This window comes from Azospirillum sp. A26, assembly GCF_042604635.1.
Taxonomy (GTDB): Bacteria; Pseudomonadota; Alphaproteobacteria; order Azospirillales; family Azospirillaceae; genus Azospirillum; species Azospirillum palustre.
In genome coordinates this window covers 2,223,495-2,249,966 of the sequence record NZ_CP170472.1, presented here as the reverse complement: position 1 = coordinate 2,249,966, position 26,472 = coordinate 2,223,495, and the positions used below count along the sequence as shown (strand labels likewise).

Below are 26,472 nucleotides of genomic sequence, written 5' to 3'. Positions count from 1 at the left end.
CTCAAAGCAGCTCGCGTTGAGGCAGGATTTCGGCGATCAGGTCGGACGGCGCCTCGCATCGCCGTTCGTTGGGCTTGGCGCCCCAGGCGGGCAGCCAGACGGCCTTGTCGCGCCAGTCGGTCAGGCGCATCCGCCAGACGGTGCGGGTTGCCGGCGACGAGCGGCCGAACTTCGGCTCCTGCTGGACGGGCGCCGAAGGATCGGACAGGGAGAAGCCGCTGCGATCTGCGGACACGTCGGGGAAGGGCGCCGTGCGGGCCTGGATTTGCGCAGTCATCCGGTTGTCGAACCACGACAGCGAGCCAATCGGGTCCTGTTCGAGCTTGGCGCGGCGATCTTGGGCGGCGAGGAACACCCGCTCGCACAGGGCCAAGTCAGCCCCCCGGTCGATCCAGGCGGCGGCCACCTCCTCGTCGCCCTCCGCCGGACGACGGCGCGCATGCTGCGGTCCGAATGTCGCCACCAATGCGGCATCGAAAGCCGCGATGATGGCGCTCGGGCTGATGACGGAAGTTTCTAAATCCTCATTCGCGCCCGTGTTAGCAGCAGCAGAAGCAATAGCAGCAGATAGATCTGCCGCAAGATTTTTGCGGGGATGGGGCAAATCCTTTGCGGGGATGGGGCAAGAATTTTGGGGGGATGGGTCAAAATTCTTGGGGGGATGGGGCAAGTTTTTTGAGGGGGAGGGGGGCAAATCCTTTGAGGGGGAGGGGAAAGAATTTTGAGGGGGGAACTCAAGAATTTTGCCCCCTCCCCCCAAGGAATTTGAGGGGGGGTGGGGCAAATCCTTTGAGGGGATGGGGAAAGAATTTTGAGGGGGGGTATCGGCGCCCCGCATGCCGACGAGGCGCTCCAGAACGATGCGGTACTCGCGCGGCCGATGGGTGATTGGGTCCTCTTTCGCCACCAGCGCGAGGACACCGATATCCTGAAGCTCCGCCAGCGCGGCCCGCACGGTCGGGGGGGTAAGGGCCATCGCATCGCATAGGGAGGAGATGGAGGGGAAAATGCTCCCCCCCGCCCCATTCGCATACCGCACCATCCTCAACAGGACGAGCCTGGGCGTGGCTCGGATGCCCACGGCGTCCCACACCATGTCGGTCAGGTCTTTGGTCATCCGGGAAGCTCCAGCACGCTTGTGCAAGACGGGAAGGTCATCAGTCCTTTGCCAGCGCAGTTACGCGACCCTCCCTGCCAGCGCCTTGACGCGCGGATCGTGGATGTCTTCCGGGTACATCAGGCCCGAACTCCGCTCGTTGCGGATCAGGCGGTGCCGCATGCTGGGGTTGTTGATACGGTTGCCGGGCAGGCCTTCGTCCAGCTTCACCCAGGAGCGGGGGATGGCGACTTCGCCGAAATCGGTGCCGTAATAGCCGTTCCCGATGATGACGTTGTCGCCCTCCAGTCTCCGGACCCGGCCCGTGAGCACGTAGACGCCCAAGGCCTTCCAGGCGCCTAGGCGGACGTCGATGGTGTCCCCGACCATGAAGGGAGGCGGGATGATGATCGTCTGCACCGGCATGATGACCGAGGCGCGGACAATGGCCGGCGCGGCGAAGAGGCCGGCCAGGAAAGAGCGGCGGGTCAGCATGCGTCTTCCTCCATGAGCGCGGGATCACCCTTGGCCGCGTCGTGCATGTCCTCCAGCATCTCGCTGATTTCGGCGCGGGTAATCGGAGTGACGCGTGTGATGCGTAGCGCCAACGCCCATTCGGCGTTCGTCATGGTGTCGGGTTTGCCGGACCACCTGACGCAGTCCATCAACTCCTCCAGCGCGGTATGCTCGTTCCACTCGGGCTCTTCTCCAGCCGACATCTGCCCAACCATGGGCGTGCCCTTCAGGGTGGTATTGGGCGGTCGCATGCAGACCCAGCCGTTTCCGTCTCGGGCTGGGCGCTTGACCTCGTGACCCCATATCTCGCCGTGGGCGGACCGACCGCGCATCCAGCACGTCCGATCCCGGATCAGAAGGCCCGTGTAGCCTTCCCACCTTTCGGACAGGAACAGTTCGACGTGGCCAACGCCGAAATGGGCCAGCAGCGGGGCGGCACGCTTGGACAGCTTCTTCAGGATGCGGAGGTTCATGACTGCACACCCCCATGGGCGATGTCTTCCACCGGCCGGACGTACCAGTTGACGATCCCGTCTTCGTCCATCGTTCGACCCACGAGCAGACATCCCGGCGGAACGTCGCTGGACGGCGCGACCTGCGCCAGGATCGTGGCCGGGGACGCATCGGCCAGCTCGTCGGGCACCTCCTGGCGCACCCAGGCGGCACGGTAGCCGTGACTGGCCGCAACCATCTTGAGAGTGATGGCTGTGGCGTTTGCCTCGCTGTCGGTCGCACCGAGGGCAAGGTCCCACATGCGAGGAAGCCACTCTCCATCCGGGGAAACAACTCGCCCCAGCGGGTCTGGAGGGCTCGGCATAGCCGGCATGAGCGGCTGCTGACGCAGGCTGTCCAGCATCATGCGGAATTGGTGCGCGGCCTCCCGGTCATCGAACCGCCACCCCACCCACGGCAGCTCCGTGTCCGGGCTATAGGCGAATGAGAACCTGCCGCCTTCCGGGCGAAGGTGCGAATAGTCGGGGCGGGGGATCGGGGGCTTGATGGTCCCCGTCGACGCCTGCATCGTGGCGGAACCGGCCGCCACACTGATCTCCTCCAGTGCGGAACGGCGAAGTGCCGGCCAGTCCTTGTTGTTGTCAGCGAGCTTCTTGATCGTCACGAGCGTACCGGTCAGCGCCTCCGTGCTGGCCTTCAGCACGGGCAGATCGGTCTCCCGCCGGTTCCAGGCCTCGGCGGCAGCCTCCGGCGTCTTGAAGCCGACGATGCCCGACATTTTGAGACCACAGACGGCGCAACTGACGGAGTGGAAGCTGTCTTGCGACCAGCCGTTTTCCCGCACCGTGGCCGCATCATAGCGGACGATGCCGGGATAGGCCGGGCCAGCGCAGCAGGGGCATTCCCGAAGCGGGGGGGCCGTGTTGACGATGCTTTCCATGGGGTCAGCCCTCCCCGCCAGCGCTGGAGAGCGAGGGAGGCCATGCGATGCCCTCCACGCGCTTGCGCGCATCCCGCGTCGTCCAGAGGGGCGGCTGTTGGGTGTCGGAATGCGGCTTGACGGAGGCCAGCACGCGAGCGAAGACGCCCGACGCGGTCAGGTCCATCGGCTGCTTGGGAGACGACAGCTTCGGGCTGATGACCATGTCCCGCTTGATGCCCTCCATGAGCTGGCGCAGCAGCGCCGGGGATGCGCCAGCCGTGGCGATGCACAGCTCCTTCAGCCCTTCCAGCGCCAGGGTGTACGGCTGGAGGTATCGGACGATGATCGCCGTCCGGCATTCGTCGTCCGGCTCCACGATGTCGAGATGGAGGCCGAAGCGGCGCCAGATGGCCGGATCCACATCGTCGGAGCGGTTGGTCGCCGCCAGCATGGTGCCGGGGAACTGATCGATCTTCTGGAGGAGCGAGACGACGATGGCGTTGCGTTCCTGCCCCCCGCTGCTTTCGGCCGCCCGGCGCTTGGAGCAGAGCGAGTCGAACTCGTCCAGGAACAGCACGCAGCTGTCGGCCTGCTCAATGACGGCATCGAACAGGGCGTTGATGTTCCGCCCCGTCTCACCGAGGTAGCAGCTCGTCAGCGAGGCCATGTTGACCACCACGAGGGGCAGGCCCAGGCGGGCAGCGAGATGGTGCGCCAGCGTGGTCTTGCCGCATCCGGGCGGGCCGAACAGCAGGGCGGAGCGGCGGGGCTTGATGCCGACGGCTTCCAACTCCTTCACGGACCCCAGCTCGACGCGCCACTGGTGGACGGCGGCCCGGATCGGCCGGCTGAGAATGGGCGCCTCGGCGTCCTGCGGCATCAGCACTTCCGCAAACCGGCGGATGGTGGTGTTCGGAACAAAGGACTCGGCCATGGTCAACCCCGCTTCGAGAAATCGTCGTCTAAGTGCTGCCAGTCCTCTTCGGACGGCTCGGTATCGGCCGGCGGCTCCGGCGGCTTGCGCGATCCGCCACCCTTCCGGCCACCCTTGCCCTTACGGCCGGGAGCGGGAGCCGGGGCCGGCGCGGGCGGCGGCTGAAGCTCGGGCGGAATGTCCATCCCGTCGGACCCCGTCGCTTCGCACCACCCCAGCTCCCAATGGCCGCGGTTCGGGTCGGAGGCACCGAAGGGGTTGGCCGTGATCGGCACACCGGCCAAGCCGTCCTCGTGGCCCTTCGCTTTCGCCTCCTCCGGGGTCAACGCCACCGGCTGGCCAGCGCCGTCCCCAGCGCCTTCCGCGCCCGATCCGGCAGCGTCGCCGGCATCGCCCTCATCCGGCTTCTTCTGGTCGAGATGACGCTCCAGGTCCGTCTGGTCATCGTCGTCGTCATCGTCCGGCACCTCCTTCTTCCCCTTGGGTTTCTTGGGGTTCAGGGGGATATCGCGGTTGGTGGCGGGGCCTTCGCCGAGACCGAGGGCGTCCTTGTAAAGCTCGAAGATCGCTTCCTGTTCGTCCTGACCGGCCTTGTCCTTTTCGCGGGCGTCCATCCACGAGATGATCTTCCTGATCACCTTCGTGTCGAAGCCGACCGCCTTGGCCTCGGCGAAGATCGCCCTGATATCCTCTTGAATGGCCTTGATCTCGGCTCGCAGATTTCGAATGCGAGTGACGAAGGCCTTCAGCCGTTCGGCGGCTGTTCCGCCTACACCTGACATGACTTCACCTCGGTAATTCTAAGGTTGGGGTGCAGCGCCTCCAAAAGGCGCTTCTTCAATTTGTAGACGTCCGTCAGGTAGCCTTTGGCATCTTCAAGGACGAACGTGCCTTGACTTGTGCGATAGCTGAAATCGCCGATGTAGGTGCAGACCAGGACATCGTTTACGCGCAGCGGGAACTTCGGCTGCCGCACCAGTTCCCGGATCAGCCCCAGACGCTCCCGCTGGCGCAGGACGGTCCAGCGCTTGGCTTCCAGCGCACTCGCGAAGCTGATCCCGTCGACCACCGTCCGGCGGGCGCGGTACTTGCTCTTCGGTTGATCCGGCTGCGGAACGAGTGCGGGGTTGCGCAGGAGCTTCAGTTCGCGCTGTGCGATCAGGAAGGCCTCGATCTGACGCTGGGCCGATGGACCGAGCGACGGCACATGCACGCCCTGGCGCTTGCTGCTACCGCGACGGGCCATCACCACCTCCAGACGTAGGTCGGGAGGGTTGGCGCATGCAGGGCGACCAGCTTCGCGGCCAGCCGGTAGTCCGGCCGCGCCTTGATCCAGTCGCGCCACCAGGATTGCCGGCAGTCGCGGATCCAATGCAGGGCGGTCATCCGCCATGCGGGATGGTCCGACAGCGCGTAGAAGGCGGCCACCTCGATCCGATCCACGGCAGGATCGTTCAGGTGCTCCAACACCGCGGTCAGCGAGCGCGAGATGCGGGCGCCCATCTCCGACGGCTCCTCGCAATAGCCCGGTCCCGGCCGGCTACCAGCGCGAATAACCCCGTCGATCATGGACAGCAGCGCGGGCGTCCGCTGCCGCCAGCCCGGCAGATCGGCCACGCGTGCGCACCAGCTATCCAGCGCCCGAACGGCCGGCTTCGGCAGCCGGGAGACCAGTGCCGGATACACCGGCGGGAGGGCGGCCGGCAGCGGCTGGGGGGTGTTCGGTATCCAGTGGTAGCGCACCAGCAGCTCGCCGATGGACGGCTCGCCACCGGCCCGCTCCGCGTCTTCAGCGTCCAGGACGAAGGCGGCGCGCTTCTCCGGCCCGTGGATGCCGTGGTGGAGGGCGGTCGCGGCATGGCTCCACACCAGCCGCTCGCCGCCGGCACCATCGGAGACGACACCCACCTCCACGTCCGTTCCCCACGGCGTCTCAATGATGCGGCGGCCGGTCATCGCTCGCCCTCCGCTCCAACCGTCAGCCGGCGGCACAGCAGGGACGAACCGTCCACCTCGTCGATGACGCGGAAGCCGAGCCGAACCCACGAATGCGGACGCCTGCTGGAGACATGGACCAGGGCGGCGGGCAGGCCGGAGGCGATGACAGCCGCTTGGATGGCGTCCAGCCGGGTCTGGATCAGTTCGGACCCGACACCCTTGCCACGGTGGGTGGGCAGCGTCGCAGCCGGTCCCAGGGCCCAGGCGTGCCGGGAATAGCCCGACGGCCCATAGGCAGCGATGGCGACCGCCTCACCGCCCTGTTCAGCCACGAAGAACCGGCGGCGCTCGTACTGCATCATGGCGTAGAGCGCGCCCTGCGGCAGCCAGGGCATGAATGGGGCGAACAGCGGCGCCAGCGCGAGGGCCTCGCCCTCATGTATCGGGCGGATCATTGTGTCGACTCCGGGGTTTCGGTCGGGTGACCGGGGCCGAAAAGGGGGGTTGCACTGATGTCGGCGTTGCGCCGCCAGTCATCGTCCCGGTCGAAGCGCCGCTTGCTGCCCGGCGGAATGCGGACGAGACGAGTTTCGTTGGCGCCGCGGACCCAGACGAACCATGCGTAGGCCGTGGCGCTCGACGCCTTGCGCTCCAGTCTGCCCTCGACCATGGCAAGTCGCTCAATGAACGGGGCGTAGATGCTCAGTGGATGGGTTCTAAACAGAGCGTCTCGCTCAATACCCTCCATCCATGCTGAGCGAAGGAGAAGCGCTACGCCGGCCCGAGCGATGGACAGCGAGCGTCGAGCGAAGGCCTCACCGGCATGGAATGGTGGGTTAGTGATAATCCAGTCGACCGGTTCCGGCGGCTGCCAAAAGGTGCCAAGTCCTTCGTCAAGAAAATCGCCGGACTCACCATAACCGTGCGGGTAGACATCAGAGGCGTGGACTACGCCGAAGAACTCGCCGAGCGGTCGAGCCATGTGCCCCTCGCCGCAGGCCGGTTCCCAGCAGGTTAAACCGGACAGCGCGGAGCGACCGCCCAGCACCACTTCACATAGTGCTCGGGTGCCCCAAGGGGGGGTCGGAAAGTAATCCAAGCTGTCGGCCGCGACTGAGCGGCGCGCCATGACAGCCGTCGAGCGGTTCTGTGTCATGGCCCTACCTCACCAGCAGGGGCTGAACCAGCCCGTCGCGATAGACGAGGTCGAGAGGCACGTCGCCGGTCGGCTCGTCACCGTCCCATCCCTGCGGCCACGTCTCGGCGGCGATCAACTCGCGGATGCGGGCCTCCTCCTCCCGGTCGATCAGGTCGACGAGCGGCCGGTCCAGGCGGGCAGCGGCCTCGTTGCACTGCCCCTGGATGCCGAGCACCCGCTCCAGCCCCATCCGTCGGCCGTCCAGCGTGATCGGCCCCATGCGCTGTTTGTTCTTGCCGGCAGCGACATTGCCCTCGGCATCCACCCCAGGCTTCCGCAGGCGCCACTGCGGGAGGCGCAGTTCGCGGAACAGGGGCTTCAGGCCGGCGAGCGGCGCGAGGTAAGCCCAAGCCGGGTTCTTGAGCACCGTCTCCAGGGCAACGTCCCGGCTCGCCAGCGGACAGCCGGTGCAGCCGGTGCGCGCGTTGATCTCGGCCGCCTCGTCCCCTCCGTAGGCCACGGCAATGTCCGTGGTCGGCCAGCCCAGCGCCGGGGCCTCGAACATCAGCCAGTCCCAGACCTGACAGACCCGCCAGTGCAGGATCGGCGCAAGGGTGGCAATCCGGCCCCGGATGCCGGCGGCTTCGGGCAGCACCTCCTGATACCAGCCCTGGCCGCACTCGGCGCCGTCCTTGCCGCAGGAGAGCGCGATCCGGGCATCACGCACCGCAGACTCTCCGATGCGGACCCCGGTCAGCATCAGGATGGTGCCGGGCGTGCTGAACAGCATCTCGGCCAGCACCGCCTGCATCGGCTCGACCTTGATCTGGCGCGTACACCAGCGGAAGGAGTTCGAGGGCGGCGGAACGCCCCGGCCGAGCATGTAGACCAGCAGGCGCAGGTCCATCGGCGCCACGGCAATGCGGACGTCGATCCCGCGGTCGCGGAGCCGCGCCATCATCTGCTGGGCGGCATGCGCCAGGGGGATCAGCTCCATGCGCGTGTCGGCGTAGCAGACGGTGAGGGACTTCGGGGGCGACACCCGGCCGGTCTCGATCAGGTGCATGATGACGGTCAGCGTCGCCGAGCTGTCCTTGCCCCCGCTGTACGCGATGGCCCAGTGATCATGCTGGGGGCCGTAGGCCTGGAGGCTCTGCGCCGTCATGTCGATGGCGTCGGGCAGCGTGGTCCGCTGATCGTCCCAGAGGGTCGGTTGTGCGCGGCTCATGCCGTGAGTTCCTTCTTCCCCATGGGCCGGCCGCCCTTCCACAGGACGGGCACCAGCGCGGCCGGGAGGTAGAGGGGGTGCCAGGGCTGGCCGGTCTTCTCGCTCTGGCGCAGGGCGTGGGGGCGAACAGCGGCCCGACGCAGCAGCGCCAGCACGGTCTCGACACGCTGGGTGACCAGTTGCCGGGTTGCCAGCGAACCCTGTCCCGAACCGCCCCAGGCGCAGACGAACGTCCCGCCCAGCCGGCGGCAGGTGTTGGCGGCGGTATAGATCACGTCGTCGTTGCCGGGGCCGATGACGTCGCCGCCGGCCGCGTGCCGCTCGAACAGCTCGTCCGGCTCGGTGGCGCGGTAGGCGAACAGGTTGACGACACCGAACCAGGGGGCACGCCAGCGCGTGGCGAAGTCGATGCAGCGCCGAATGGTCGGATCGTCCTCGCTGGCATCGGCCGTGCTGGGGTTCAGCATGCAGAAGATCGCCGGAGCGCCGAGGTCGGCGAACAGGTCCACCTCCAGGTCCCGGCGGAGCCAGTAGCGGAAGCTGGTGCTGGGGGAGAGCACGGCGCGGGCGGCGATGCTCCAGTCCGCCGGCAGGGCATCACCCAACGGGGTGCCACGGGGCGGAATGGCGGTGCGGGTAGCCTCCATCATGACCGCGCCTCCATGGCAGGCAGAGTGGCGGCCAGCCGATCGATGTTGCAGCAGTGGACCGAGAACGTCAGCGCGACGACGAACGGGTTGGCATCCCAGGCAGAAGGGCCGTTGATGCTGTTCCAGAGGCTTTCGTACAGGGTGACGAACGCCTTGTCGGACTCTTCACACTGCTCGCCCAGCCCTTCGTCGCCGGGGAAGAGAGCCGGCTTTCCGTAGCCTCGCGGATGCCCGCCCGGCAGGAAGATGCCCTCCCACACCGCGTCATAGCCGCTGATGTCGTGGAGCCGCTGGACCCGCACATCTTCGACCACCAGCGTCAGGCGGCTTGCCCACCTGGGCATGTGGATGGATGGACGCCAACGGGTCTCAGCAACTTCCTCCGGTAACAGGCCATCATCGTGCGCGGACGCCCGGTACATGGCCTCGCCTTCGCAGCAGTCCTGATCTGACCAGCATTCCCGCACCCACAGCCGGTCACCGACCGCGTAGCGGATCAGGTCGACGTTGCCCGGCTTGAGAAGGAACGACGAACCGAAGACGCCCAAGGCGTCCAGCGCCGCGGGCTTGGTAATGATCCTCCTCGTCTGCGTCTTGCGGCCAGCGAGCAGCGCCTGGATCATCGGCGCGCTGAAGATGATGGGAATGTCTCGGGGCACGGGGTCAACCCTCTTGGGTTTCGGCCTGGACCTGACGGCGCGCGGCATTGACGGCGCGCTGCGTCCTGATCCGGGCAGCGTTGTTCTGGTAGGTGCGCCACAGGCGCGGCATGGTGCGGAGTTCGTCGCCGAACTTCCGCATGAGGCGGGCGTTCTCGGCCTCCAGTTGCTGAATGGAGGCCATCACGCGCGCCCCTTCAGAACCGGCACCCCGTCCCAAAGCTGGCCGTCCAGCAGCCGCCCGGCCGCCTTCTTGCCGAGGCGATCCATCACCCAAGCATCGGAGCCGTAGGCCATAAGGCCAGACGTGATCCCGCCATCCGGTTTCACGATGACTGACCGGCGCGCATCAAGCAGATCATCCCGCTCGGCGTGCCGGCGCGGCGCCCACTCGCCCCACTGCTTGAACATGTACGGGATGCCATGGGCGGCGCTGAAATCGCGGGCGGCCCGGTGCCAATCTGGATGGCTCGGCCGCGTACCGTGGCCGCTCTCACCGCCGGAAATGAGCCACTTCAGGAACTGCCACCCGGTCCAGTCCACCGCGCCCAAGGCGGGTTCGTAGCTGACGAAGGTGTGCCAGCCGGCGGCGGCGATCCGCAGCATGTGGGGGTGGCGCTCGTTCGCGCGTGCCTGGTCCTCGGCGGTGCAGCCGATCAGCACGTTCGGCAACGGCCACGGGAAGGGCGTCTCGTCGTCCTCCCAGCGCGATCCCTCGCGGTATTCGTCGTCAATGTGCTTGCGGACGGCGCCGAACAGCTTCCACACGCGGTCGGGCGTGTTCAGGTACTGCGCCGCCCTCTCCGGCCGCTTGGTCAGAACCTGGAAGGTGTGCCGCCCGGCCAGCGCCATCACCGAAAACAGGCGGTCCAAGAACTCGTCGGGGACAGCCTCGTGGAAGACGTCGCCCATGCTGGTCAGGAACCAGCGCGCCGGGCGCCGCTTGTTGAGCGGAGCCAGGATGTCGGCCTCCGACAGGTTCACCTTGCCGGTCCATTTGCCTCGGGCGCCCGAGCGGGTGGCGAGGCCGGCATACTTCGCCTGTCCCATGGCCTCCAGGCGGGCAGCCATGGGCGCGGCGTAGCAGTTGGCGCACGCGGGGGACAGCGCCGTACACCCGACGATGGGCGTCCAGGTGTGATCGGTCCATTCAATGGCGGAGCGTTCAGCCATGGGCCACCTCCTGGAACTGCTCGGGGATGAACGGGATGACGCCGGGCGCATAGTCGTAGATGTCGCGGTAGCCATGCCGGGGCATGCGGCGGTCGAACATGGCGGCGTGCATTCGGTGTTCGGCCAGCGCTTCGGCGCGAGCCTTGGCGACACGGTGTTCGTCGCCAGCCACCACCAGAGCCGCCCAGCGGTGGAGCGCGGCGATCATGTTGATCGCGTGATGCGACCAGCCATAGCTGCCGTAGAAGTCGCCTCCGCCGAGGTTGACGCAGAGGTCAACGGCCCCATCACGGTCATCCAGGCGACCGCGGAGGGTGTCCAGCAGGGAGCGACGGCCCTTCGCGGTGAAGATCTCGTCCGGCTTGTTCCAGCATTCTCCTACGGCGTTGTAGAGGCGGAGCCAGCCTTCCCAGCCTTCCGGCGCTTCAACTTTCACTGTGTCACGGCCCGGCCAATGGGTTTTGGCTTCCCGATCCTGATCGAGGGCCGACATCCAGCCATATTCAGGGGAGAAGACGCAGCGCAGCGGCTCCGGCCTGTCGATCCAGAACGGCCCACATTCGTCGGGGTCCTCCCAGGCTTCCGGGGTGCGCGGCTCGTTCTCGGCCCGCATGTCTTCCCGCCACTCACGCAGCGCATCCCGACGATCGATCAGCGAGGACTTGGCCTCACGGACAAGATCTTCGACCAGGGCGTCATAGGTCGCATCGGGATCGAACTCAGGTCTCAGGCTCGACTTGCCGAGAAGGTAATCGTAATCGCCCCGATGCACCCAGGAGGCCGCGTTCACCCATGTGTTCATGGCGTTGTAATGGGTGAGGGTGATTTCTCCGATATCACCGCCGACGTTGAGAATGCCCGGATAGCTCCAGGTCACCGTGAACCAGTAATTCCCACCCTTCTTTCCTTCGTGCGAAACGAGCCAGGACTTGGTATCCGCGGGGGCCAATTCATGTTTGCCGTACCGCTCGGTAGCGAGCCGTTTCAGGGCGGCGCTTATCTTCCGGTGATCCATGATCAGCCCTCCACCATTTGGGACGAGGTATCGACGGCCAGCGCCACGGTGACGGGCTGGACCCAGATCGGATCGGAACTGAGCAGGAAGCTCTCGCCGGACCAGGCAAGCAGCAGGGTCCGGGCGATCACGCCCATCATCGCGGCGGCGGCGTCGGGCGGGACCATGTTGCCGATGTGCTCGCGCCACAGGCTGTCCGAGGCGCCGGCCAACTCCAGGCCGGGGCTGTCGAAGTCGACCAGCGACTGAAGCGCCGCAAGTTCCAGGGTGGTGAAGGGGCGATGCCACGTCCCGTCCATGGCGCGGATGACGGCGACCAGCTGCTGGTTGGGAGCGGGGAGCGCCTCCGCCTCGTCTCCCATGGCCGGCCGGGGGTCGGCCACAGACCAGCGTCCGTTGTCGTGCTGGCCGGAGCCGGTGACTGCACCGCTGGTTTCGCCCATGCCCAGCACGCCGAAGTGGCCGCCGGTGACGTAGGCCTCGCGGCCATCCCGGAAGGCGTCGGGGCGCGGGTCGGCGACGGACAAGGCGCCGCTCCCCACGCGGTCGGAACCGGTGATCGTCTTGGCGGGGCCATCCCAGCCGGTGACGGCCATCTTGTTGGTATGGGTACCGTACCCGTTCTGATAGCGCGGGTCCGCCAGGGCGAAGGCCCCTTGGCCGGTGGTGGAGGCGCCGATCACCGTGCCGGCGGCCTCGCCGTACCCGGTGACGCGATACTTGCTCGCGTGGGAGCCAGCCGGCGGACGCGGATCGGCAACGCACCCGGCTCCGGCGGCGGGGTGGGTTGCCCCCGTGATCGTGCCGGCGCTATCGCTGTACCGCACCACGCGATAGACGTTGTGGTGTGTGCCGGGGCCGAAGCCCGGCCGGGGATCGGCAACCGAGAACGCTCCACCGCCAGGACCGCCGTTCGCCGTCACTGCGCCAGAGGTCTCATCCCACGCCTTGACGTCGTACTGCTGGTAGCAGGCGTGCCCTTCCCGCATGCGGGGATCGGCAATGGAGAATGCACCGGAGCCCGGCCGGCCGTTGGCCGTGACGGTCCCGGCGGGGCGCTCCCATTCGTTGACACCGAGGTAGCCGGTGCCTTCCCGCGTGCTGGTCACGCGCGGGTCCGCTACGCTGAACTTGCCGTTGGAGGGTAGAGACTCGCCGGCTACCGTTCCCGTCGCCTCACCCCACCGGCAGACGCCAAGAGCGCCGCCGCGCAAGGGGTATTCCGGCACGATCCCGTAATCGGTCAGCACGCCATTGGCGACGTTCAGCCGATTGAGGCTGCGCCAGTCCGATCCGGCTTCCACGAACGCCAGCCTCACCCAGGTCTTGAACTGGAGGCGCGGGACGCGGTGCATTGGGCCCCCGAGCGGATCACCCGGCAGGGGCAACCGCTCCAGCACCTCACCCACGCTGCGCAGCTTCCGCTTCGGCGGTTCGTAGAGGAAGGGCGGCACCTTTGCCGTGTGCCGGGCGACCATGAGGAAGCGCTTGCGGCTCTGCGCCAGCCCGCCGATCTCGCCGCAGTCGTGGGCGGTCTCGGCAATGGCATAGCCATAGTGCCGAAGCATCCCGGTGATGCGATCCAGCAGCCGGCGGGACCGTTGAGCGATGCGCGGCACGTTCTCGAACAGCAGGATCTCGGTCGGATCGTCTGCCCATGCCTCCATGGTCAAGAAGACGGCCCGCAGAGCCAGTTCGTTGAGCGCCACATACTTGGGCGCCTCGCTGGTCTTCGTGCTGATGAGGCCCGAGTTCCCTTTGCAGGGGGTGCTCATGAAGACGACATGCGGACGCTCGCCGCCGGCAGCCCGGCGGAAGTCCTCGCCGGTCGCTTCGCGCCAGCCGGCCGGCGGCTCATGTCCATGGAAGGCGGTGTACTGCTGACGGTCGAAGAGGTCGAGCAGCGTGCCCTTGGTGCCGGTCACCTTCTCCAGGCTGGCGAGCGCGAGCGGATCGACATCGACGCCGCCGATGCAGCGGGGCGCAGCCACCATGTTGCCCACGCGGGCGCCGCCCCGGTTGAAACCTTTGATGCCGCCGCCGATGCCGCAGCAGACATGGAAGTGTCGGATTTCTCTGACGTCCACGATCAGCCCTCCCGCGAGGCGGCCAGCGCCATGGACAGGGCGGGGGTGGTGACCGCCAGCTCGGCGAGCATCACCGAGGCCGACGCCTCGTCCGCCTCGCGGTCCTGGCAGTCGTCACAGACGCCGATCCGCGGGTCCAGCAGGGCGGCCTCGCCGCAGCAGGAGCAGTTGCCTTCAACGATCATCGGATCAGCCCTCCGCCTTCTCGCCGGCCCGAAGGCGGCGAGAGATTTCGGCGGCGCCCAGCGCGGTGCCGCGGACGGCGTCACGGATGGGGTCCTTCGGCTTCCACCAGCCGATTTCCCAGGGCCACAGGTCGCAAGGGGCGCCGGTGGGGTAGAGGTCGCGCACCTGCTTGGTGGCGCCGGCATTGAGCAGATAGACCCCACCGGCGGCGGCCAGAGAGCCGTCGGTGTGATGGTCGTCATGCTTGGTGCCGAACTGCTCGCGGTTCCGCTGGCCGGCCAACTCGGCGGCAACGAATTTCAGCGCGATGACGTCTTCGGGTGTCAGCCCCTCGGGGAGGGTCAGCATCATGGTCGACATGGAGTCGGTCTCCGGGATCAGCGGCGCCCGTGGGTGGCGGCACGCAGGGGAGCGGCCAGCGCGACGGGCGCGGTGTCTTCGATGGGGGAGGCGGCCTGTTCAGCGGCGGCTACAGCGCGGCGCAGGGCGGCGGCATAGGTGGGAGACTCGGCAGCGAGGGTTGCCACCAGCTCGAACACGTCGGACCAGATCAGGCCCACCGCGCACTTCCGGGGCTTGTGCCCGAGCAGCCGCATCACCTCGGCCGACACGTCACCGACAGTGCGGGGCGTGACGGTCATGAAGCGAGCGGCCAGCGTGCGGGCCTCTGCGGCGTCCAGCGCCGCCATGATCTGGGCCGGCAGGGTCATGCTGTGCCGCCTCCAAGGTTGCGGGAGGCAGCCCGGTTGAGTTCGGCCAGCACCTTGCCCATTCCGTCGGCGATCCGCTGCGTCACCTGGAGCGTCTCCAGGGGATGGGCGCCTTCGAGAGCGGCCATGCCCAGCACGTAGGCCGTCAGCAGCACCACGTTGATGACCCGCTCGGGCTCGATGTCGCCGCAACGCTCGGTCGCGTCCATCAAGGCGACCACCGGGCCGGCAATGTCCGGGGTGACCTTGCCAGCGCCCATAATGCGGGAGGCGGCGGCGTCGATCTCCGTCAGGTCGAACGGGGCAACGTCATTGAGGGGGGAACGTCGTTGAGGGGCCATTTCACCGCCCCTTCCGATCCAGGGCGGCGCGGATCGCACCCACCACCTTGACGGCCAGCCAATGCTTCGTGGAGGCGTAGTCCTTTCCCTCCACCTCCAGCTTCTCGCCCTCCACCTCCACGGTCACACCATAGAAGCGCATGGCGGTGTTGAAGCCGCGCTTGCGGGTCTGCCCGATCTCCATGGAGACCGTGCCGATGGGCTGACCGTCGAGCCGGACCGCGTCGTTCCAGATGTCCAAGTCCAGGCGGCTCTTGACCGACCGCAGGTGCAGCCCGTGTTGCAGGGGCTTCATGCCGTCTATCGGCTTGCCCTCGGCAACCTGCTGGGCTTGGCCCAGCAGCTTCGTCACCTCGTAGCCGGCGCGCTTCGGCACGCACTCCCACATGATGATCGGCTCGCCGGCCGCGCAGGAGATGCAGTGGAGCGCCGCCTGCTGGCCGTAGGCCGCCAGCGGCAGAGCGTCGGCGCCGTGCAGCTCACGCAAGGCCAGCTCGTAGGCGCCGTGGATGCTGACCGGCACCACAGACCCAGGCGCCCACCAGGGCGCGCATCCGGGTTCGTATTCCGTCGTCGATGGCGCGATCCAGCCGCGTTCGGTCAGGATGCGGGCCATCGTGGCGAGCGTGGCCGCGGTGTTGATCCGCGGCGATACGGTCAGGGCGGGCTGGTCGCAGTGCATCTGCGAACCATGGCCGTCGTCCTGATCCGGCGGGTGATGGGTGGTGAGGGCCATGGCGGCAGTCTCTGGTGAAGCGCCGCGCTCCCTCGGGTGGCGGCATCCCGGCGGGCTACCTCGGTTGCGCCGGGTATCCGCAACGGTCTGTGGCCCCACCCGGCGGTCAGGCGCGGGTAAGGGGCTGGAAAGGTGGCCGGCAGCCGCCGGGTTGCCGGCCATAAGTCTGGAGGAAACGCCACGCACCCGGATGGATGGAGGGTGCGGGCCTCGGACGCGGACGAGCCGCGAAACTGGTCAGGCCGGGGTCAGGTCACCTATCCGACCTGCCGCCCATACCCAGGCGGTGACAGGGGTCTTGAAATGCTGGCCAGGAGCTTCGAGGGCGAGCGTGCCGGCGACATCCTCCGTCACGCTGTCGATGCCGTGGCAGTGACCGGCCGAGCATTCGACGGAGATCGTCAGCCGGCCCGGCTGGGTGTCCCGCTCGATCCGGAGCGTTGCGGCGCCCATGGGGCGGAGGATGTGATCGCCCATCTGGTCAGGCATCCGCCGGCACGGCGCTGTCGATGCGCTTCACCAGATCGTCGACGGTGATGATCTCGTCGAATTCGCCGTCGTCGATCTCGACGCCGAACTCCTCCTCGATGGCGAACTGGATCTCGACAGCATCCAGGCTGTCGGCCCCGAGGTCGTCGAGAAAGCGGGCATGACGCTCGATAGGCGTGGGCTCGATCTCGGTGCCGATCACATCGGCCAGGAGCTTTTGCAGGCGTTCGAAGGTGGTCATTCGGGCAGGCCTTTCCTGTTCGCGCCGATAGGCGGCGCGGTGTGATGGATCGAATTGTGCAGTGGGGGAGAGGCTCAGTGCGCCGGCTGATGCGCAGGGCCGGGCGGGCGTCCGCGCTTGCGGGGCACCTTGGGCGGGTCGGGGGTGTCGTCGGGGATTTCGGCGGCGTCGGTCACGTCAGCAATGATGGGGGCGTGTAAGCCTCGAGTGCGAGACGCGACCCAGGCCACGATATCGCTTTCCATCCAGCCAACGGCATTCGCGCCGATCTGGACGCGCTTCGGAAACTTCTCAGCCTTTTCCAGCCGGTCGACATGCATTCGGCTGTAGCCGCCAATGCGGCTCTGCACCTCTTTGAAGCGCAGGATACGGTCGGGGGTGGTGCTCATGTGCCTGCCCGCTGGGTGATTGCGGAGGCGTGACGCTGTGTGCGATCACGTTATGCAGGGCATTATTTCCATCTGATAGATTTTCTGTCAACGAGAAAAATCTATCAGATGGAAATTGATGACGGCTCAAGCGTGAGCCTGAAACGGAATATCGAGAAACAGTGGACCTGTTACTGCTGATCTCTTCTAAGTTTTTCAAGTCTTGCCCGAGCGTCTTCCATATTGCTATTAATTTTCTCTACCAAAATCTGATCCATATGATCGGTAATTCCAAATAAAATAAAGTCGCTTGTTAGTCCTTTTTCAATGAGTTTTCGCAATCTATGTGGAGGTGGAGCATAACCATGCTTTAAATTAGTGGAATAAGTGTTTTGCGCTATTCCGAGTAAAGATGCCATATCTCCGTTTTTCATGCCAAGGTGTAATCTTATTGCCTCAAGTCTTGTAACATACTCGTCGTCAAACTTTTTTTGCTCCTCATCTTTTTTGGATGCCATCTTATTCCCCGTTCATTAATTTGAAAAATGCAAGACGCTTACTGGTCGTTACATCATTTCTGTCAGATAGATATAACATGGCATAACGCCGCCCAACAAGAACGGGATGGTTACACGTCGCGTAATGGTTGTTACCCGTTTGTTACCCAATAAATGTGAGGCGACCCACGCTAAGGGTCGCCCCTGGGTAACTGTCATGCGGTAAGTTATTGAGATGACATGCGAATGGCGCCGTCCAGGCGGATGACGTCGCCGTTCAGCATCTCGTTCTCCAGGATGTGCTGCACGAGGCGGGCATACTCCTCCGGCTTGCCGAAGCGCTTGGGGAAGGGGACGGTGGCGGCGAGGCTGTCCTGGACCTCCTGGGGCATGTTCAGCAGCATCGGCGTGCCGATCAGGCCGGGGGCCACCGTCATCACGCGGATTCCGTGGCGGGCGAGATCGCGGGCGGCGCAGATGGTCAGGGCGACGATGCCTCCCTTCGACGCGGCATAGGCGGCCTGCCCGATCTGCCCCTCATAGGCAGCGACTGAAGCGGTGTTGACGATCACGCCGCGCTCGCCGCTGTCCAGCGGGTCCAGCTTGGCCATGTCGGCTGCAGCCAGCCGCAGGATGTTGAAGCTGCCGATCAGGTTGACCTCGATCACCGACCGGAAATTCTCCAGCGGCATCGGGCCATCGCGGCCGACGATGCGCTGGGCGGGCGCAATGCCGGCGCAGTTCACCGCGATGCGGGCCGGCCCATGGGCCGAGCGCGCCTGATCGAGCGCCCGCTCGGCCGACGCGCCGTCGGTGACGTCGCAAACCAGACCCAGCCCGCCGATCTCATGCGCGGTCTTCAGCACCGCGTCCTCGTTGACGTCCAGCACGGTCACCTTGGCGCCGAGCCCGGCCAGATGGCGCGCCGTCGCCGCCCCCATGCCCGAGGCGCCGCCGGTGACGATTGCGGACAGTCCCTGGATGTTCATGGCATCTCCTCCTTAATTGCGACCGGTCCGCGCATGGCGCCGGCCTTGTGTCCAACAGGATGCGATCGCACTTGTTGTTTACCGGATGGCCACCAAACCATACCACACCGTATGGTGAGAGACATCATGCCGACGACGATGCCCTCTGCCATCTGCGAACGGGCCAATTCCAACAGGGATTCTCGCGTCCATGACCGCATCGTCCGTCTCCCCCTCCCTTGGCCGCTCTCTGGGCACCGGCACCGCGCTGACGGTTTCCGATCCCGACCGGGTCGAGCGGGACGAACGGCTGGTCCGCCGCCGCTTCTGGCAGAAGCTGCGCGCCAATCTGCATCGCGTTCCCTTTCTGGAGGAACTGCTGGCCGCCTATTTCTGCGCGACCGATCCGGCGACCCCATACCGGGCCAAGGCGATCCTGCTGGGGGCGCTGGCCTATTTCGTGCTGCCGGTGGATGCGGTGCCGGATTGGCTGCTGATCGCCGGCTTCACCGATGACGCCGCGGTGCTGGCCGCCGCCGTGCAGACCGTGCGCACCAACCTGACCCCGGGCCATTGGCTGCGGGCGAAAGAGGCCCTGCGCGCCGAAAAGGGCGAAGGGACGGAAAGCGCCGGCTAATTGGGCTTCGACCGAGCCATCTTGCGGCCGTCCGCCGCGTCGCAGTGCATGGTGTAGAGGGCGGAGCCGGCGATCACCAGGGCACCCACCCAGCCCCACAGGTCCATGGTCTGGCCGAAGACGATCCATGCGACGATGGCGGTGAAGGGCAGCCGGGCATAATCGTAGGGCATCATCGCCGAGGATTCGGCCAGCGACAGCGCCTTCGTCATCGCCAACTGCCCCAGTGTCAGAATGCCGCCCAGCAGCGCCAGCCAGCCCAGCGTGCCCAAGCTCGGCCAGGTCCAGCAGACGAACAGCGCCGGCACCAGGGCCATCGGGGTGACCAGCAGGCCGAGGAAGGTGACGATCACCGGAGAGCTGTCCTTCCGGCTGAGCAGCCGCATCTGCAGGACGGTGCCGGCCGCGGCGACGCAATGGATGACCAATGCCAGAAAGGCCAGATTGATCGGCGCCGCTCCCGGTCTCAGCACGATGATCACGCCGATCAGGCCGGCGCAGACCGCGGCCCAGCGCCGCAGCCGCACCCGCTCACCCAGGAGCACTGCCGCTCCTGCCGCCACGAACAGCGGGATGGCGAAGCTGACCGCCGTCGCGGTGGGCAGCGGGATTTGGGAGATGGCGTAGAACCAGGCGCTCATGGCGCAGAGCGAGGTCAGCGCCCGCGTCACATAGGGGCCGAGCCGCCGCTCCGCCAGCACCGCCCGGCAGGCGGGGGCGCCGGCCGTCAACGCCCAGGGCAGCATCCACAGCAGGCTGAACAGGTTGCGGAAGAACACGACCTCCAGCGGATCCATCACCGTCGAGGCCCACCGCACTGCCGTGTTGCCGATTCCGAACAGCAGTGCCGACAGCAGCATGAAGCCGGCGCCAAGCAGAAGCCGGTTGGAAGGCCTCCGCAGGCGGGGGGCGGCGTCCATGGAAGAGGCGGAGACGGTCACGGTCATCGTCCCTGGCAAGCCATTGGCGGATGGTCCGGTCCGGCTCGCAGGAGGCCGTTAGCGCAAACATGGATCCGTCAGGACCATCTGCGGTCGGACCACCTACGGCCAGCGCCGCGACAACGATCCTCCGAAGGAAACCTCGCCAGCGCAAGCAAAATACGAGAATGAGACGTTATTATACTCCCGTATGACGGGTAGCGATTCGGACGTTGTGAAATCCGGACTCTTCCTCGGTAGGACAGCCTATTCCGGGCTGCCGCCAACGGCGAAACGGTGCGGCAGGCTGATCGTGAAGCGCACGCCGGGATCGGTGTTCTCTATCGACAGGATGGCGTCCAGCTGTTTGGACAGGGTGTGGATCAGCCGCATGCCCAGGCTGCGGCTGCGGCGCCAGTCGAAATCGGGCGGCAGGCCGACACCGCGGTCGCCGACGATCATCTGCACGGTCTCACCGTCCCGCCGCAGCCCGACGACGATGACGTTCGTGTCTTCCGGGGTTCGGTCAGGAGCGCCGGCCTGCGATCCGGCTGTTACGCCGACCATGGTAGAGGCAAGCGGCCGGTAGGCGTGCTTGATGGCGTTCATCACCAGTTCGTTGGCAAGCAGGCCCAATTGCACCGCATGGTCGGTCGGCACTTCGACCGGCTCCACCACCAGTTCCAGCCGCCAGTTGCCGCCTTCGGAGCGGGCGGAGCGTTCCAACTCCCGGCACAGCTCGGTCAGATAGTCGTGGAAGGGGATGAAATGGACGTCGTCCACGCGGTAGAGCAGACGGTGGATGTCGGCGATGGCCTGGACACGGCGTCCGGCTTCCAGCAGATGCTCGCTCAACTGCGCATCGCCGACCGCCTGCCCCTGAAGGCTCAGCAGGCTGGAGACCACCTGCAGGCTGTTCTTGATGCGGTGGTTGGCTTCGCGCATCAGCAGATCCTTCTGCGCCAGCACCGCGTCGCGCTCGCCGATGGTCCGCTCCAGCGAGGCGGTGCGGTCTCGCACCCGCCGCTCCAGCTCGCGCTGGACCTGCCGGGCGGCGCCGGCCTGCCGGAAGCCGAAGACCGACAGGGCGGCCAGCGCCATGGCCGCCGCCGCTGCCAATCCGGCATAGGGGGCGATCAACCGCTGCCAGGACGCCAGAATCGGTGCCAGATCCAGCCGGACGACCACATGGACGGGCCAACTGTCGACCCGGCGGTGGGCGACGATGGTGGAAGCGTCGCGGGCGACGCCGCCGTTCGGCTCGATCTCGATGGCCCGGCGGGCGGTGTCGGACAGCGGGGTGGGCTCGGTAGAGCTGTCGGGCTCGCGCACCAGCACGTCAAGGCTGCCGGCCCGCACCAGGATCGTCACCGGCTCGTGCGGGAGGTCCAACTCCTTGTAGAAGCCGGACAGGTAGGACGGATCGATGGTGACCGAGGCGATGCCGCGGAAACCGCCATCCGGTTCGGACAGCCGGCGGCTGAGCAGGAAGGTGGCCTTGTTGGTCACCCGGCCGATGATGCGGGGGCCGACATGGGGCTGGTCGACCAAACGGCCTTGCTGCGCGTTGCGCTGATGAAACAGGAAGATCTCGCGGTCGGATGCATCGGAGTAGGGAGCTGGAAAGGCTGCCGTCGTCAGCCGCAGCAGTCCCGTCGCATCGTTCAGCCAGATGGCGTCCAGAAAGGGCAGCCGGGCGCGCTGGGCGTTCAGCTTGTCCCACAGGGCGCGCGACCCGGCAACCTCGGTCCAGGGTCGGCCGGCGCTTTCCTGGGCGGCGTATTCCACCAGCAGGTCGGCGGCATCGAACAGGCGGGCGGCATGTTCCGCCAGGACGCGGACGGCCGCCCGTGCGCGTTCCTGCGCCCCATCGATTGCCCGTTCGCGCGACTGCACCCCGACGACCACGGTGACCACGGCGAGGAACAGGAAGCCGCAGGCGGCCAGCCAGCCGATGGCGGCCTCCAGCCTTGGCTTGCGGAAAGGCAGCGTGCCGTCCGCAGCAATGCGTTCGGAACCGGCGGACTCGTCGGAAAACGGGGGGAGGGCGGGGCCATTCAATCGGCCGTTCCTTTCCCTTCGGTGCGGATCGCCATACAGGTTGTCGGGCGGGTGGGAGGAATCGTGGAATAGTAGCGCAGGGTTGGCTGCCAGTAACCTTATCTTTCGTAGACTCAAGGTTACGCTTGGCTCCGACAAGGCCGGCTCGGCGGCCGAAGCGGTTCAAAGGCCGAACGGCTTCAGCGGATCGAATCGTTGTGCAGCACCATCTCTGTCGCCAGCCGGGCGGCGCACAGGTCGGCCAAGGCGGTGCCGACCGACTTGAACAGGGTGATCTGGTCGTAGAAACGCCGGCCGGCCCGTTCGCCGCGGCCAAGTTCGAACAGGTCGCCGGCGATGTCGTCGGCGGTCAGCACGCCGGAGGCCAGCGGTTGCGCGATGTCACCGGCCTCAGCCGGCGTGCGGTCGCGGCTATCGACGAAGACGCGCGCGCGGCGGATGCACTCGTCATCGACCTCCCGCATCTCCGGCGTCACGCCGCCCAGCAGGTCCAGATGCTGGCCTGGCTGCAGCCAGTCGCCACGGATCAGCGGGCTGTGCGACGCGGTGGCGCAGACGACGATGTCGGCGCCACGCACCGCCCCTTCGAGGTCGGCGGTCGCCTCGATGCGGAATTTCGGTCGGTGGAAACGGGCGGCAAGCTTGCGGGCCTTCTGGGGATCGCGTCCCCAGACCAGCACATGGCGGAGAGGCCTCACCGCGGTGTGCGCCTCCACCAGCTCAAGGGCCAGCGGACCGGTGCCGACCACCAGCATCCGGTCGGCATCCGGCCGCGCCAGATAGGAGGCGGCGAGTGCAGAGGATGCGGCGCCGCTGCGACGGCCGAGCGTGGCGGAGGAGTCCATCAGAACCTGGGGCACACCGGTCTTGCCGTCGACCAGCAGATAGACGCCCTGGGTCAGGGGCAGGTCACTGCCGGCATTGTCGGGAAAGACGGTGTCGATGCGCAGCCCGATTGCCTGATTGACCTGCCAGGCGGGGGCGAGCAGCAGCGCGCCGTCACTGGCGCCATAGGTCTCGACCCGATGGCGGTGGGCCGGCGGGGCTTCCACGCCGGCGCGGAAGGTCTGCCGCAGGCGTTCGACCAGCATGCGGTGGTGCAGAACGGATCGAAGCTCGGCGCCGCTGACGGTGCGCATGGAACCCCCTCCCGCCGGCCGGCATGGCGTTCCGCCCCGATGAAAAGGGGCGGAACGCCTCAACTGACAAGGTTAATCGATGGCCCTGGCCCCGACGACGCTCAGTGAACGGTCGGCGCGCTGCCCTGGGTGGCCGCGACCGGCAGGGTGGAACCGGGCAGCGTGCCCGAAACCGGGCCGGAAACCGGGCGAGTGCTTTCGGCCAGACGCTTTTCGGCAGCGGCGGCGCGGGCCTGCGCCTCCTTCAGCTCACGCTCCAGATACAGCACGCGATTGCCCTCGCGGCGGGCGCGGCGGCGATGGCGGCGCTGGCTGTTCCAGACGATGAAGCCGCCGGCGACGAAGCCCACCACCAGCGCGATCAGCGTGGCCAGATACACCGGCGTTTCGAGCGTGAAGGGCAGCGGCCACAGCGACAGGGTCACGATACCGCGGTTGGAGATCGCGAACAGGATCGCGACGAGGGCCACGGGAATGGTGACGATCCAGGAAAGATGGCGCAAGGCTAAGGTTCCTTGAGAGTGATACGGCCGGAATACGGCGCGGGGACATGGCCGGACCGGCGCTCACTCCGTGTTCAGACGCTCGCGAAGCTGCTTGCCGGTCTTGAAGAAAGGAATGCATTTCTCGCCGACGTCAACCGATTCCCCGGTCCGGGGGTTGCGACCCGTGCGCGCGTCCCGCTTCTTGATGGAGAAGGCGCCGAAGCCGCGCAACTCCACCCGGTCGCCCCGCGCCAGTGCCTCGGTGATCTCGTCGAAGATGGTGCCGACGATCTTTTCGATGTCGCGCTGGTACAGGTGCGGGTTCCGCTCCGCCAGCCGTTGGATCAGTTCCGACTTGGTCATGACCGTTGACGTTCCCCCATTCGATGCGGGCACATTATGGTCGGATTGCGCCGCGCTTGGGACAGCAGCGTGCCACCGGGCGAATAAGGCGTCAAGCCCCACCCGCGGTGCTAAGCCGTTACGACACAATCGTTTTTCCGAACGGTGGAAGGTGTTTTGCCACCAAAGAGCCTGTCCCGATCAGGGCGCCCGGCGGCAATCTCCGGCATGGATCGTGACGGAAATTTGAAAGCAATCAACGGCTTCGCGAAAGAAAACCCGGCACCGGCTCAGGCTCCGCTCAGCCGCGTCCCTTCCAGGATGGCGCCCTCCAGCACCGCCGACGAGCGGTCGCAACCGGTCAGGTCGGCCAGGGTCAGGTCGCTGCCCTTCAGGTTGGTCTCGGTCAGCGAGGCGCCGGCCAGCCGTGCCCGCACCAGCGATGCGCGCATCACCTTGGCCCCGGCGCTGACCAGCAGCATGCCCAGGTTGGCGCCGTCCAGCCGGCTGTCGATCAGGATGGCGCGGTCCAGCTTCACCCCGCGCAGGTCGGCGCGGCTGAGATCGGCGGACCGCAGGTCGGCACCGTCGAATTGGGCGGCCTGCAACTGGGCGCCGTTCAGCCGGGCGTGGCGCAGCCGGGCGCCGCTGCCCTTGGCCAGCGTCAGGATCTTGCCCGTCAGGTCCGCCCCTTCCAGGTTCAGCCCGGTCAGGTCGAGCTGGCAGCCCTGCTTGCCGCTGGTGCCCAGCCAAATCATGTGCTGGCGCAGCATGCTGTCCAGCTGGTCCACCGGGAGGGCCGGCAGCTCGTCTGCGACGGATTCCTCCGGTTCGGGCTCCGCCGCCGCGGCCTGGAGCGGCGCCTGCCGGGCAGCAACGGCCTGCTCGTCGGTGCGGATCGCCTGCTCCAGACCTTCGGCGTCCAGGCTCGCCCCCTCCAGGATGGCGCCGCGCAGGTCGGAGCCGTTGAGGTCGGCCCCGCGCAGATCGGCACCGGAGAAGTTGGCCCCGCGCAGGTCGGTGCGGTCCAGCCGGGCGCCGGACAGCCGGGTGTTGGTGAAGTCCGCCGCCTGGGCGAAGCTGCCCGACAGCTTGGCCCGCGCCATGTCGGCGTTGGTCAGCCGGGCCGACGCCATGTCGGCGGGACCGGGGTCGAAGCCCACCACCTTCAGTTCGCCGGCGCTGTTGCGGTTGACCATGCTGCCATCGCGCAGGTCGACCTCCACCATGGTGGCGCCGTCGAGCTTGGCGCCGCGCACGTTGGCGCCGCGCATGTCGGTGCGGAACAGCCGCGCCTCCGACAGATCGGCCCCACGCAGGTCGGCGCCATACAGGTCGGCATGGTCCAGCACGGTGCCGCGCAGGTCGGCGTCGCGCAGGATGGCGCCGGCCAGATGGGCGCCCGTCAGGTTACGGCCAGCCAGCGACAGGCCGGACAGGTCGAAGAAGGGCAGATTGGCGCGGGCGCCGTTCGGACGCCCTTCGGCGAATCTAACATGACGCTCGCACACGCGGTCGAGCTGGTCCTGGGTCAGGCGGATGCGGGATTTGCCGTCTTGCGCCATGGCCGGTCACGCGAACAGGGCGTCGATGTCGGCCTGGGAGATCCCGCCGCCACCCGAATCGGCAGCCGGAGGGGGCGGCGGAGCCGGCTTCGCGACAGGAGGCGGAGGCGGGGATGGCGGGGGTGGTGGCGGGGGTGGGGAAGGCTCCACATCGGCCGGCAACGGCTCGGCCCGCTCCGCAACCCCCGGCACGCTGTCGAACAGCGCGTCGATGGCGTCCTGGGTGACTTCCGGCCCGCCCAGCTGCGGTCCGTTCAGCAGATGCGCGTCCGGCCGGGTGTCGCCCAGCTTGCGGTGGGAGGACACCTCGCCCGACGCATGCTGCTGGGGGTCGACGGCCAGCCGCTCGACGCCCCAGATCTCGATCATCGTGTTCACGCGCTCTTCGATGTAGCGCAGCGTGTTGACGACCTTGGTGGTGCGCTGGCCGGTGATGTCCTGGAAGGAGCAGGCGGTCATGATCTCGATGCACCACGCCTCGACCGCGTCGATCCGTTCGGCCAGATCGGCATCGTCGCGCGGGATCGACATGGTGATTTCCTGGATCTTCTCCGTGGCGTTCAGGATGTCGGTGGTGGCGCGTTCGGTGGCGGCGACGATCTCGTCCAACTCGCCGGTCGCCGCCTCGATGCGGTTGGACCCGGTGTCGGTCGCCTTCAGGGCCGCGATGTCGCTGCGCGCCTCGCGCACCACCTGGGTGATGGCGGTCAGTTCCTGCTGGATGCGCGGATCCTCGCCGGGGGCGAAGGCGGTGAAGGCGCTGGGCGAGGCGCCGCTCAGCCGGTCGACCTGGGTGCCCAGCTTGTCCACCAGCCGGTGGAACTCGTCGGAGGCGACGACGCGGCTGCGCCGGTCGCGCATGCGCAGGAAGGCCCGTCCCCGCGCGGTCTGCGACAGGGCCTCTTCCATCTGCAGATACTCTTGCTCGGTCAGTTCGAGCAGTGACCCGCCGCTCATAGCGCTCAACCCGTTCCTCGA

The 26,472-nt window shown here is 67.1% G+C and carries 35 protein-coding genes; 1 reads left to right on the top strand and 34 read right to left on the bottom strand.

All coding sequences use genetic code 11. The features are described 5' to 3' along the window. Position 1 precedes the first annotated feature (1 nt). The 27 genes from ABNQ39_RS11285 to ABNQ39_RS11155 all read right to left on the bottom strand — a co-directional run bounded on the left by ABNQ39_RS11285 (position 2) and on the right by ABNQ39_RS11155 (position 18,366). Positions 2-1,117 (bottom strand): helix-turn-helix domain-containing protein, encoded by a 1,116-nt coding sequence (locus tag ABNQ39_RS11285; RefSeq protein WP_376957702.1) that lies wholly within the window; start codon positions 1,115-1,117, stop codon positions 2-4. Positions 1,118-1,177: 60 nt separating this feature from the next. Continuing rightward, entirely contained in the window at positions 1,178-1,591 is a 414-nt protein-coding gene (locus ABNQ39_RS11280) for a hypothetical protein (protein ID WP_376957701.1), read from the bottom strand. After that, on the bottom strand, positions 1,585-2,085 hold the full coding sequence (locus ABNQ39_RS11275) for a hypothetical protein (RefSeq protein ID WP_376957700.1): 501 nt from the start codon (positions 2,083-2,085) through the stop codon (positions 1,585-1,587). Before ABNQ39_RS11275 ends, ABNQ39_RS11280 begins: the two co-directional genes overlap by 7 nt. Continuing rightward, entirely contained in the window at positions 2,082-3,005 is a 924-nt protein-coding gene (locus ABNQ39_RS11270) for a hypothetical protein (protein WP_376957699.1), read from the bottom strand. Before ABNQ39_RS11270 ends, ABNQ39_RS11275 begins: the two co-directional genes overlap by 4 nt. A gap of 4 nt (positions 3,006-3,009) precedes the next feature. Further along, complete coding sequence (locus ABNQ39_RS11265) at positions 3,010-3,921, bottom strand: AAA family ATPase (protein WP_376957698.1); 912 nt, start codon at positions 3,919-3,921, stop codon at positions 3,010-3,012. 2 nt (positions 3,922-3,923) lie between these two features. Further along, positions 3,924-4,703, bottom strand: a complete 780-nt coding sequence (locus ABNQ39_RS11260; protein WP_376957697.1) for a DUF2312 domain-containing protein — start codon at positions 4,701-4,703, stop codon at positions 3,924-3,926. Then, entirely contained in the window at positions 4,691-5,167 is a 477-nt protein-coding gene (locus ABNQ39_RS11255) for a DUF1064 domain-containing protein (protein ID WP_376957696.1), read from the bottom strand. The genes ABNQ39_RS11260 and ABNQ39_RS11255 overlap by 13 nt, the downstream gene beginning before the upstream one ends. Beyond that, the gene (locus tag ABNQ39_RS11250; protein WP_376957695.1) at positions 5,167-5,877 is read right to left on the bottom strand and encodes a hypothetical protein; all 711 of its coding nucleotides are present in this window, start codon (positions 5,875-5,877) and stop codon (positions 5,167-5,169) included. Before ABNQ39_RS11250 ends, ABNQ39_RS11255 begins: the two co-directional genes overlap by 1 nt. Next, on the bottom strand, positions 5,874-6,314 hold the full coding sequence (locus ABNQ39_RS11245; protein ID WP_376957694.1) for a GNAT family N-acetyltransferase: 441 nt from the start codon (positions 6,312-6,314) through the stop codon (positions 5,874-5,876). The genes ABNQ39_RS11250 and ABNQ39_RS11245 overlap by 4 nt, the downstream gene beginning before the upstream one ends. Next, the gene (locus ABNQ39_RS11240; protein WP_376957693.1) at positions 6,311-7,015 is read right to left on the bottom strand and encodes an SAM-dependent DNA methyltransferase; all 705 of its coding nucleotides are present in this window, start codon (positions 7,013-7,015) and stop codon (positions 6,311-6,313) included. The genes ABNQ39_RS11245 and ABNQ39_RS11240 overlap by 4 nt, the downstream gene beginning before the upstream one ends. 4 nt (positions 7,016-7,019) lie before the next feature. Beyond that, on the bottom strand, positions 7,020-8,225 hold the full coding sequence (locus ABNQ39_RS11235) for a phosphoadenosine phosphosulfate reductase domain-containing protein (protein ID WP_376957692.1): 1,206 nt from the start codon (positions 8,223-8,225) through the stop codon (positions 7,020-7,022). Further along, a complete protein-coding gene (locus ABNQ39_RS11230) occupies positions 8,222-8,875 on the bottom strand; it encodes a DUF1643 domain-containing protein (RefSeq protein ID WP_376957691.1) in 654 nt (217 codons plus the stop codon). The genes ABNQ39_RS11235 and ABNQ39_RS11230 overlap by 4 nt, the downstream gene beginning before the upstream one ends. Next, positions 8,872-9,534: a hypothetical protein gene (locus tag ABNQ39_RS11225; RefSeq protein ID WP_376957690.1), complete on the bottom strand. Its 663-nt coding sequence runs from the start codon at positions 9,532-9,534 to the stop codon at positions 8,872-8,874. The genes ABNQ39_RS11230 and ABNQ39_RS11225 overlap by 4 nt, the downstream gene beginning before the upstream one ends. Positions 9,535-9,538: 4 nt before the next feature. After that, a complete protein-coding gene (locus tag ABNQ39_RS11220; RefSeq protein WP_376957689.1) occupies positions 9,539-9,718 on the bottom strand; it encodes a hypothetical protein in 180 nt (59 codons plus the stop codon). Continuing rightward, a complete protein-coding gene (locus tag ABNQ39_RS11215; RefSeq protein ID WP_376957688.1) occupies positions 9,718-10,707 on the bottom strand; it encodes a phage Gp37/Gp68 family protein in 990 nt (329 codons plus the stop codon). Before ABNQ39_RS11215 ends, ABNQ39_RS11220 begins: the two co-directional genes overlap by 1 nt. Further along, a complete protein-coding gene (locus ABNQ39_RS11210) occupies positions 10,700-11,722 on the bottom strand; it encodes a hypothetical protein (protein ID WP_376957687.1) in 1,023 nt (340 codons plus the stop codon). The genes ABNQ39_RS11215 and ABNQ39_RS11210 overlap by 8 nt, the downstream gene beginning before the upstream one ends. Positions 11,723-11,724: 2 nt before the next feature. Then, positions 11,725-13,809 carry a DNA cytosine methyltransferase gene (locus ABNQ39_RS11205; protein ID WP_376957686.1) on the bottom strand — a complete coding sequence of 695 codons (2,085 nt, stop codon included), beginning with the start codon at positions 13,807-13,809 and terminating at the stop codon, positions 11,725-11,727. A gap of 2 nt (positions 13,810-13,811) precedes the next feature. Next, on the bottom strand, positions 13,812-13,994 hold the full coding sequence (locus ABNQ39_RS11200) for a hypothetical protein (RefSeq protein WP_376957685.1): 183 nt from the start codon (positions 13,992-13,994) through the stop codon (positions 13,812-13,814). Between the two features lie 4 nt (positions 13,995-13,998). Beyond that, positions 13,999-14,355 (bottom strand): hypothetical protein, encoded by a 357-nt coding sequence (locus ABNQ39_RS11195; RefSeq protein WP_376957684.1) that lies wholly within the window; start codon positions 14,353-14,355, stop codon positions 13,999-14,001. Positions 14,356-14,372: 17 nt separating this feature from the next. Then, positions 14,373-14,705: a hypothetical protein gene (locus tag ABNQ39_RS11190; protein ID WP_376957683.1), complete on the bottom strand. Its 333-nt coding sequence runs from the start codon at positions 14,703-14,705 to the stop codon at positions 14,373-14,375. Continuing rightward, on the bottom strand, positions 14,702-15,046 hold the full coding sequence (locus ABNQ39_RS11185; protein ID WP_376957682.1) for a hypothetical protein: 345 nt from the start codon (positions 15,044-15,046) through the stop codon (positions 14,702-14,704). Before ABNQ39_RS11185 ends, ABNQ39_RS11190 begins: the two co-directional genes overlap by 4 nt. Before the next feature lies 1 nt (position 15,047). Continuing rightward, positions 15,048-15,782, bottom strand: coding sequence for a hypothetical protein (locus tag ABNQ39_RS11180; RefSeq protein ID WP_376957681.1), 735 nt, complete (start codon positions 15,780-15,782; stop codon positions 15,048-15,050). 237 nt (positions 15,783-16,019) lie between these two features. Further along, complete coding sequence (locus ABNQ39_RS11175; protein WP_376957680.1) at positions 16,020-16,259, bottom strand: hypothetical protein; 240 nt, start codon at positions 16,257-16,259, stop codon at positions 16,020-16,022. 4 nt (positions 16,260-16,263) lie between these two features. Next, on the bottom strand, positions 16,264-16,512 hold the full coding sequence (locus ABNQ39_RS11170; protein ID WP_376957679.1) for an acyl carrier protein: 249 nt from the start codon (positions 16,510-16,512) through the stop codon (positions 16,264-16,266). 74 nt (positions 16,513-16,586) lie between these two features. Then, positions 16,587-16,901, bottom strand: a complete 315-nt coding sequence (locus ABNQ39_RS11165) for a helix-turn-helix transcriptional regulator (protein ID WP_376957678.1) — start codon at positions 16,899-16,901, stop codon at positions 16,587-16,589. A 170-nt stretch (positions 16,902-17,071) separates the two neighbouring features. Beyond that, on the bottom strand, positions 17,072-17,398 hold the full coding sequence (locus ABNQ39_RS11160; protein ID WP_376957677.1) for a hypothetical protein: 327 nt from the start codon (positions 17,396-17,398) through the stop codon (positions 17,072-17,074). 206 nt (positions 17,399-17,604) lie between these two features. After that, positions 17,605-18,366: an SDR family NAD(P)-dependent oxidoreductase gene (locus ABNQ39_RS11155; RefSeq protein WP_376957676.1), complete on the bottom strand. Its 762-nt coding sequence runs from the start codon at positions 18,364-18,366 to the stop codon at positions 17,605-17,607. Positions 18,367-18,556: 190 nt separating this feature from the next. Here ABNQ39_RS11155 and ABNQ39_RS11150 point away from each other — a divergent pair, with 190 nt between their 5' ends. After that, positions 18,557-18,982: a YkvA family protein gene (locus ABNQ39_RS11150; RefSeq protein WP_376957675.1), complete on the top strand. Its 426-nt coding sequence runs from the start codon at positions 18,557-18,559 to the stop codon at positions 18,980-18,982. Here the strand turns inward: ABNQ39_RS11150 and ABNQ39_RS11145 are convergent. The 7 genes from ABNQ39_RS11145 to ABNQ39_RS11115 all read right to left on the bottom strand — a co-directional run bounded on the left by ABNQ39_RS11145 (position 18,979) and on the right by ABNQ39_RS11115 (position 26,451). Next, a complete protein-coding gene (locus ABNQ39_RS11145; protein ID WP_376957674.1) occupies positions 18,979-19,923 on the bottom strand; it encodes a DMT family transporter in 945 nt (314 codons plus the stop codon). The genes ABNQ39_RS11150 and ABNQ39_RS11145 overlap by 4 nt on opposite strands. A gap of 246 nt (positions 19,924-20,169) precedes the next feature. Next, positions 20,170-21,963 (bottom strand): sensor histidine kinase, encoded by a 1,794-nt coding sequence (locus ABNQ39_RS11140; RefSeq protein ID WP_376957673.1) that lies wholly within the window; start codon positions 21,961-21,963, stop codon positions 20,170-20,172. 179 nt (positions 21,964-22,142) lie between these two features. Next, positions 22,143-23,102, bottom strand: a complete 960-nt coding sequence (locus tag ABNQ39_RS11135; protein ID WP_376957672.1) for an ornithine cyclodeaminase family protein — start codon at positions 23,100-23,102, stop codon at positions 22,143-22,145. A gap of 101 nt (positions 23,103-23,203) precedes the next feature. Next, positions 23,204-23,605, bottom strand: a complete 402-nt coding sequence (locus tag ABNQ39_RS11130; protein WP_376957671.1) for a lipopolysaccharide assembly protein LapA domain-containing protein — start codon at positions 23,603-23,605, stop codon at positions 23,204-23,206. Between the two features lie 63 nt (positions 23,606-23,668). After that, complete coding sequence (ihfB, locus tag ABNQ39_RS11125) at positions 23,669-23,950, bottom strand: integration host factor subunit beta (RefSeq protein ID WP_085090428.1); 282 nt, start codon at positions 23,948-23,950, stop codon at positions 23,669-23,671. Between the two features lie 269 nt (positions 23,951-24,219). Further along, the gene (locus tag ABNQ39_RS11120) at positions 24,220-25,494 is read right to left on the bottom strand and encodes a pentapeptide repeat-containing protein (protein WP_376957670.1); all 1,275 of its coding nucleotides are present in this window, start codon (positions 25,492-25,494) and stop codon (positions 24,220-24,222) included. 6 nt (positions 25,495-25,500) lie between these two features. Next, a complete protein-coding gene (locus ABNQ39_RS11115) occupies positions 25,501-26,451 on the bottom strand; it encodes a hypothetical protein (RefSeq protein ID WP_376957669.1) in 951 nt (316 codons plus the stop codon). Between the last annotated feature and the right edge of the window lie 21 nt (positions 26,452-26,472).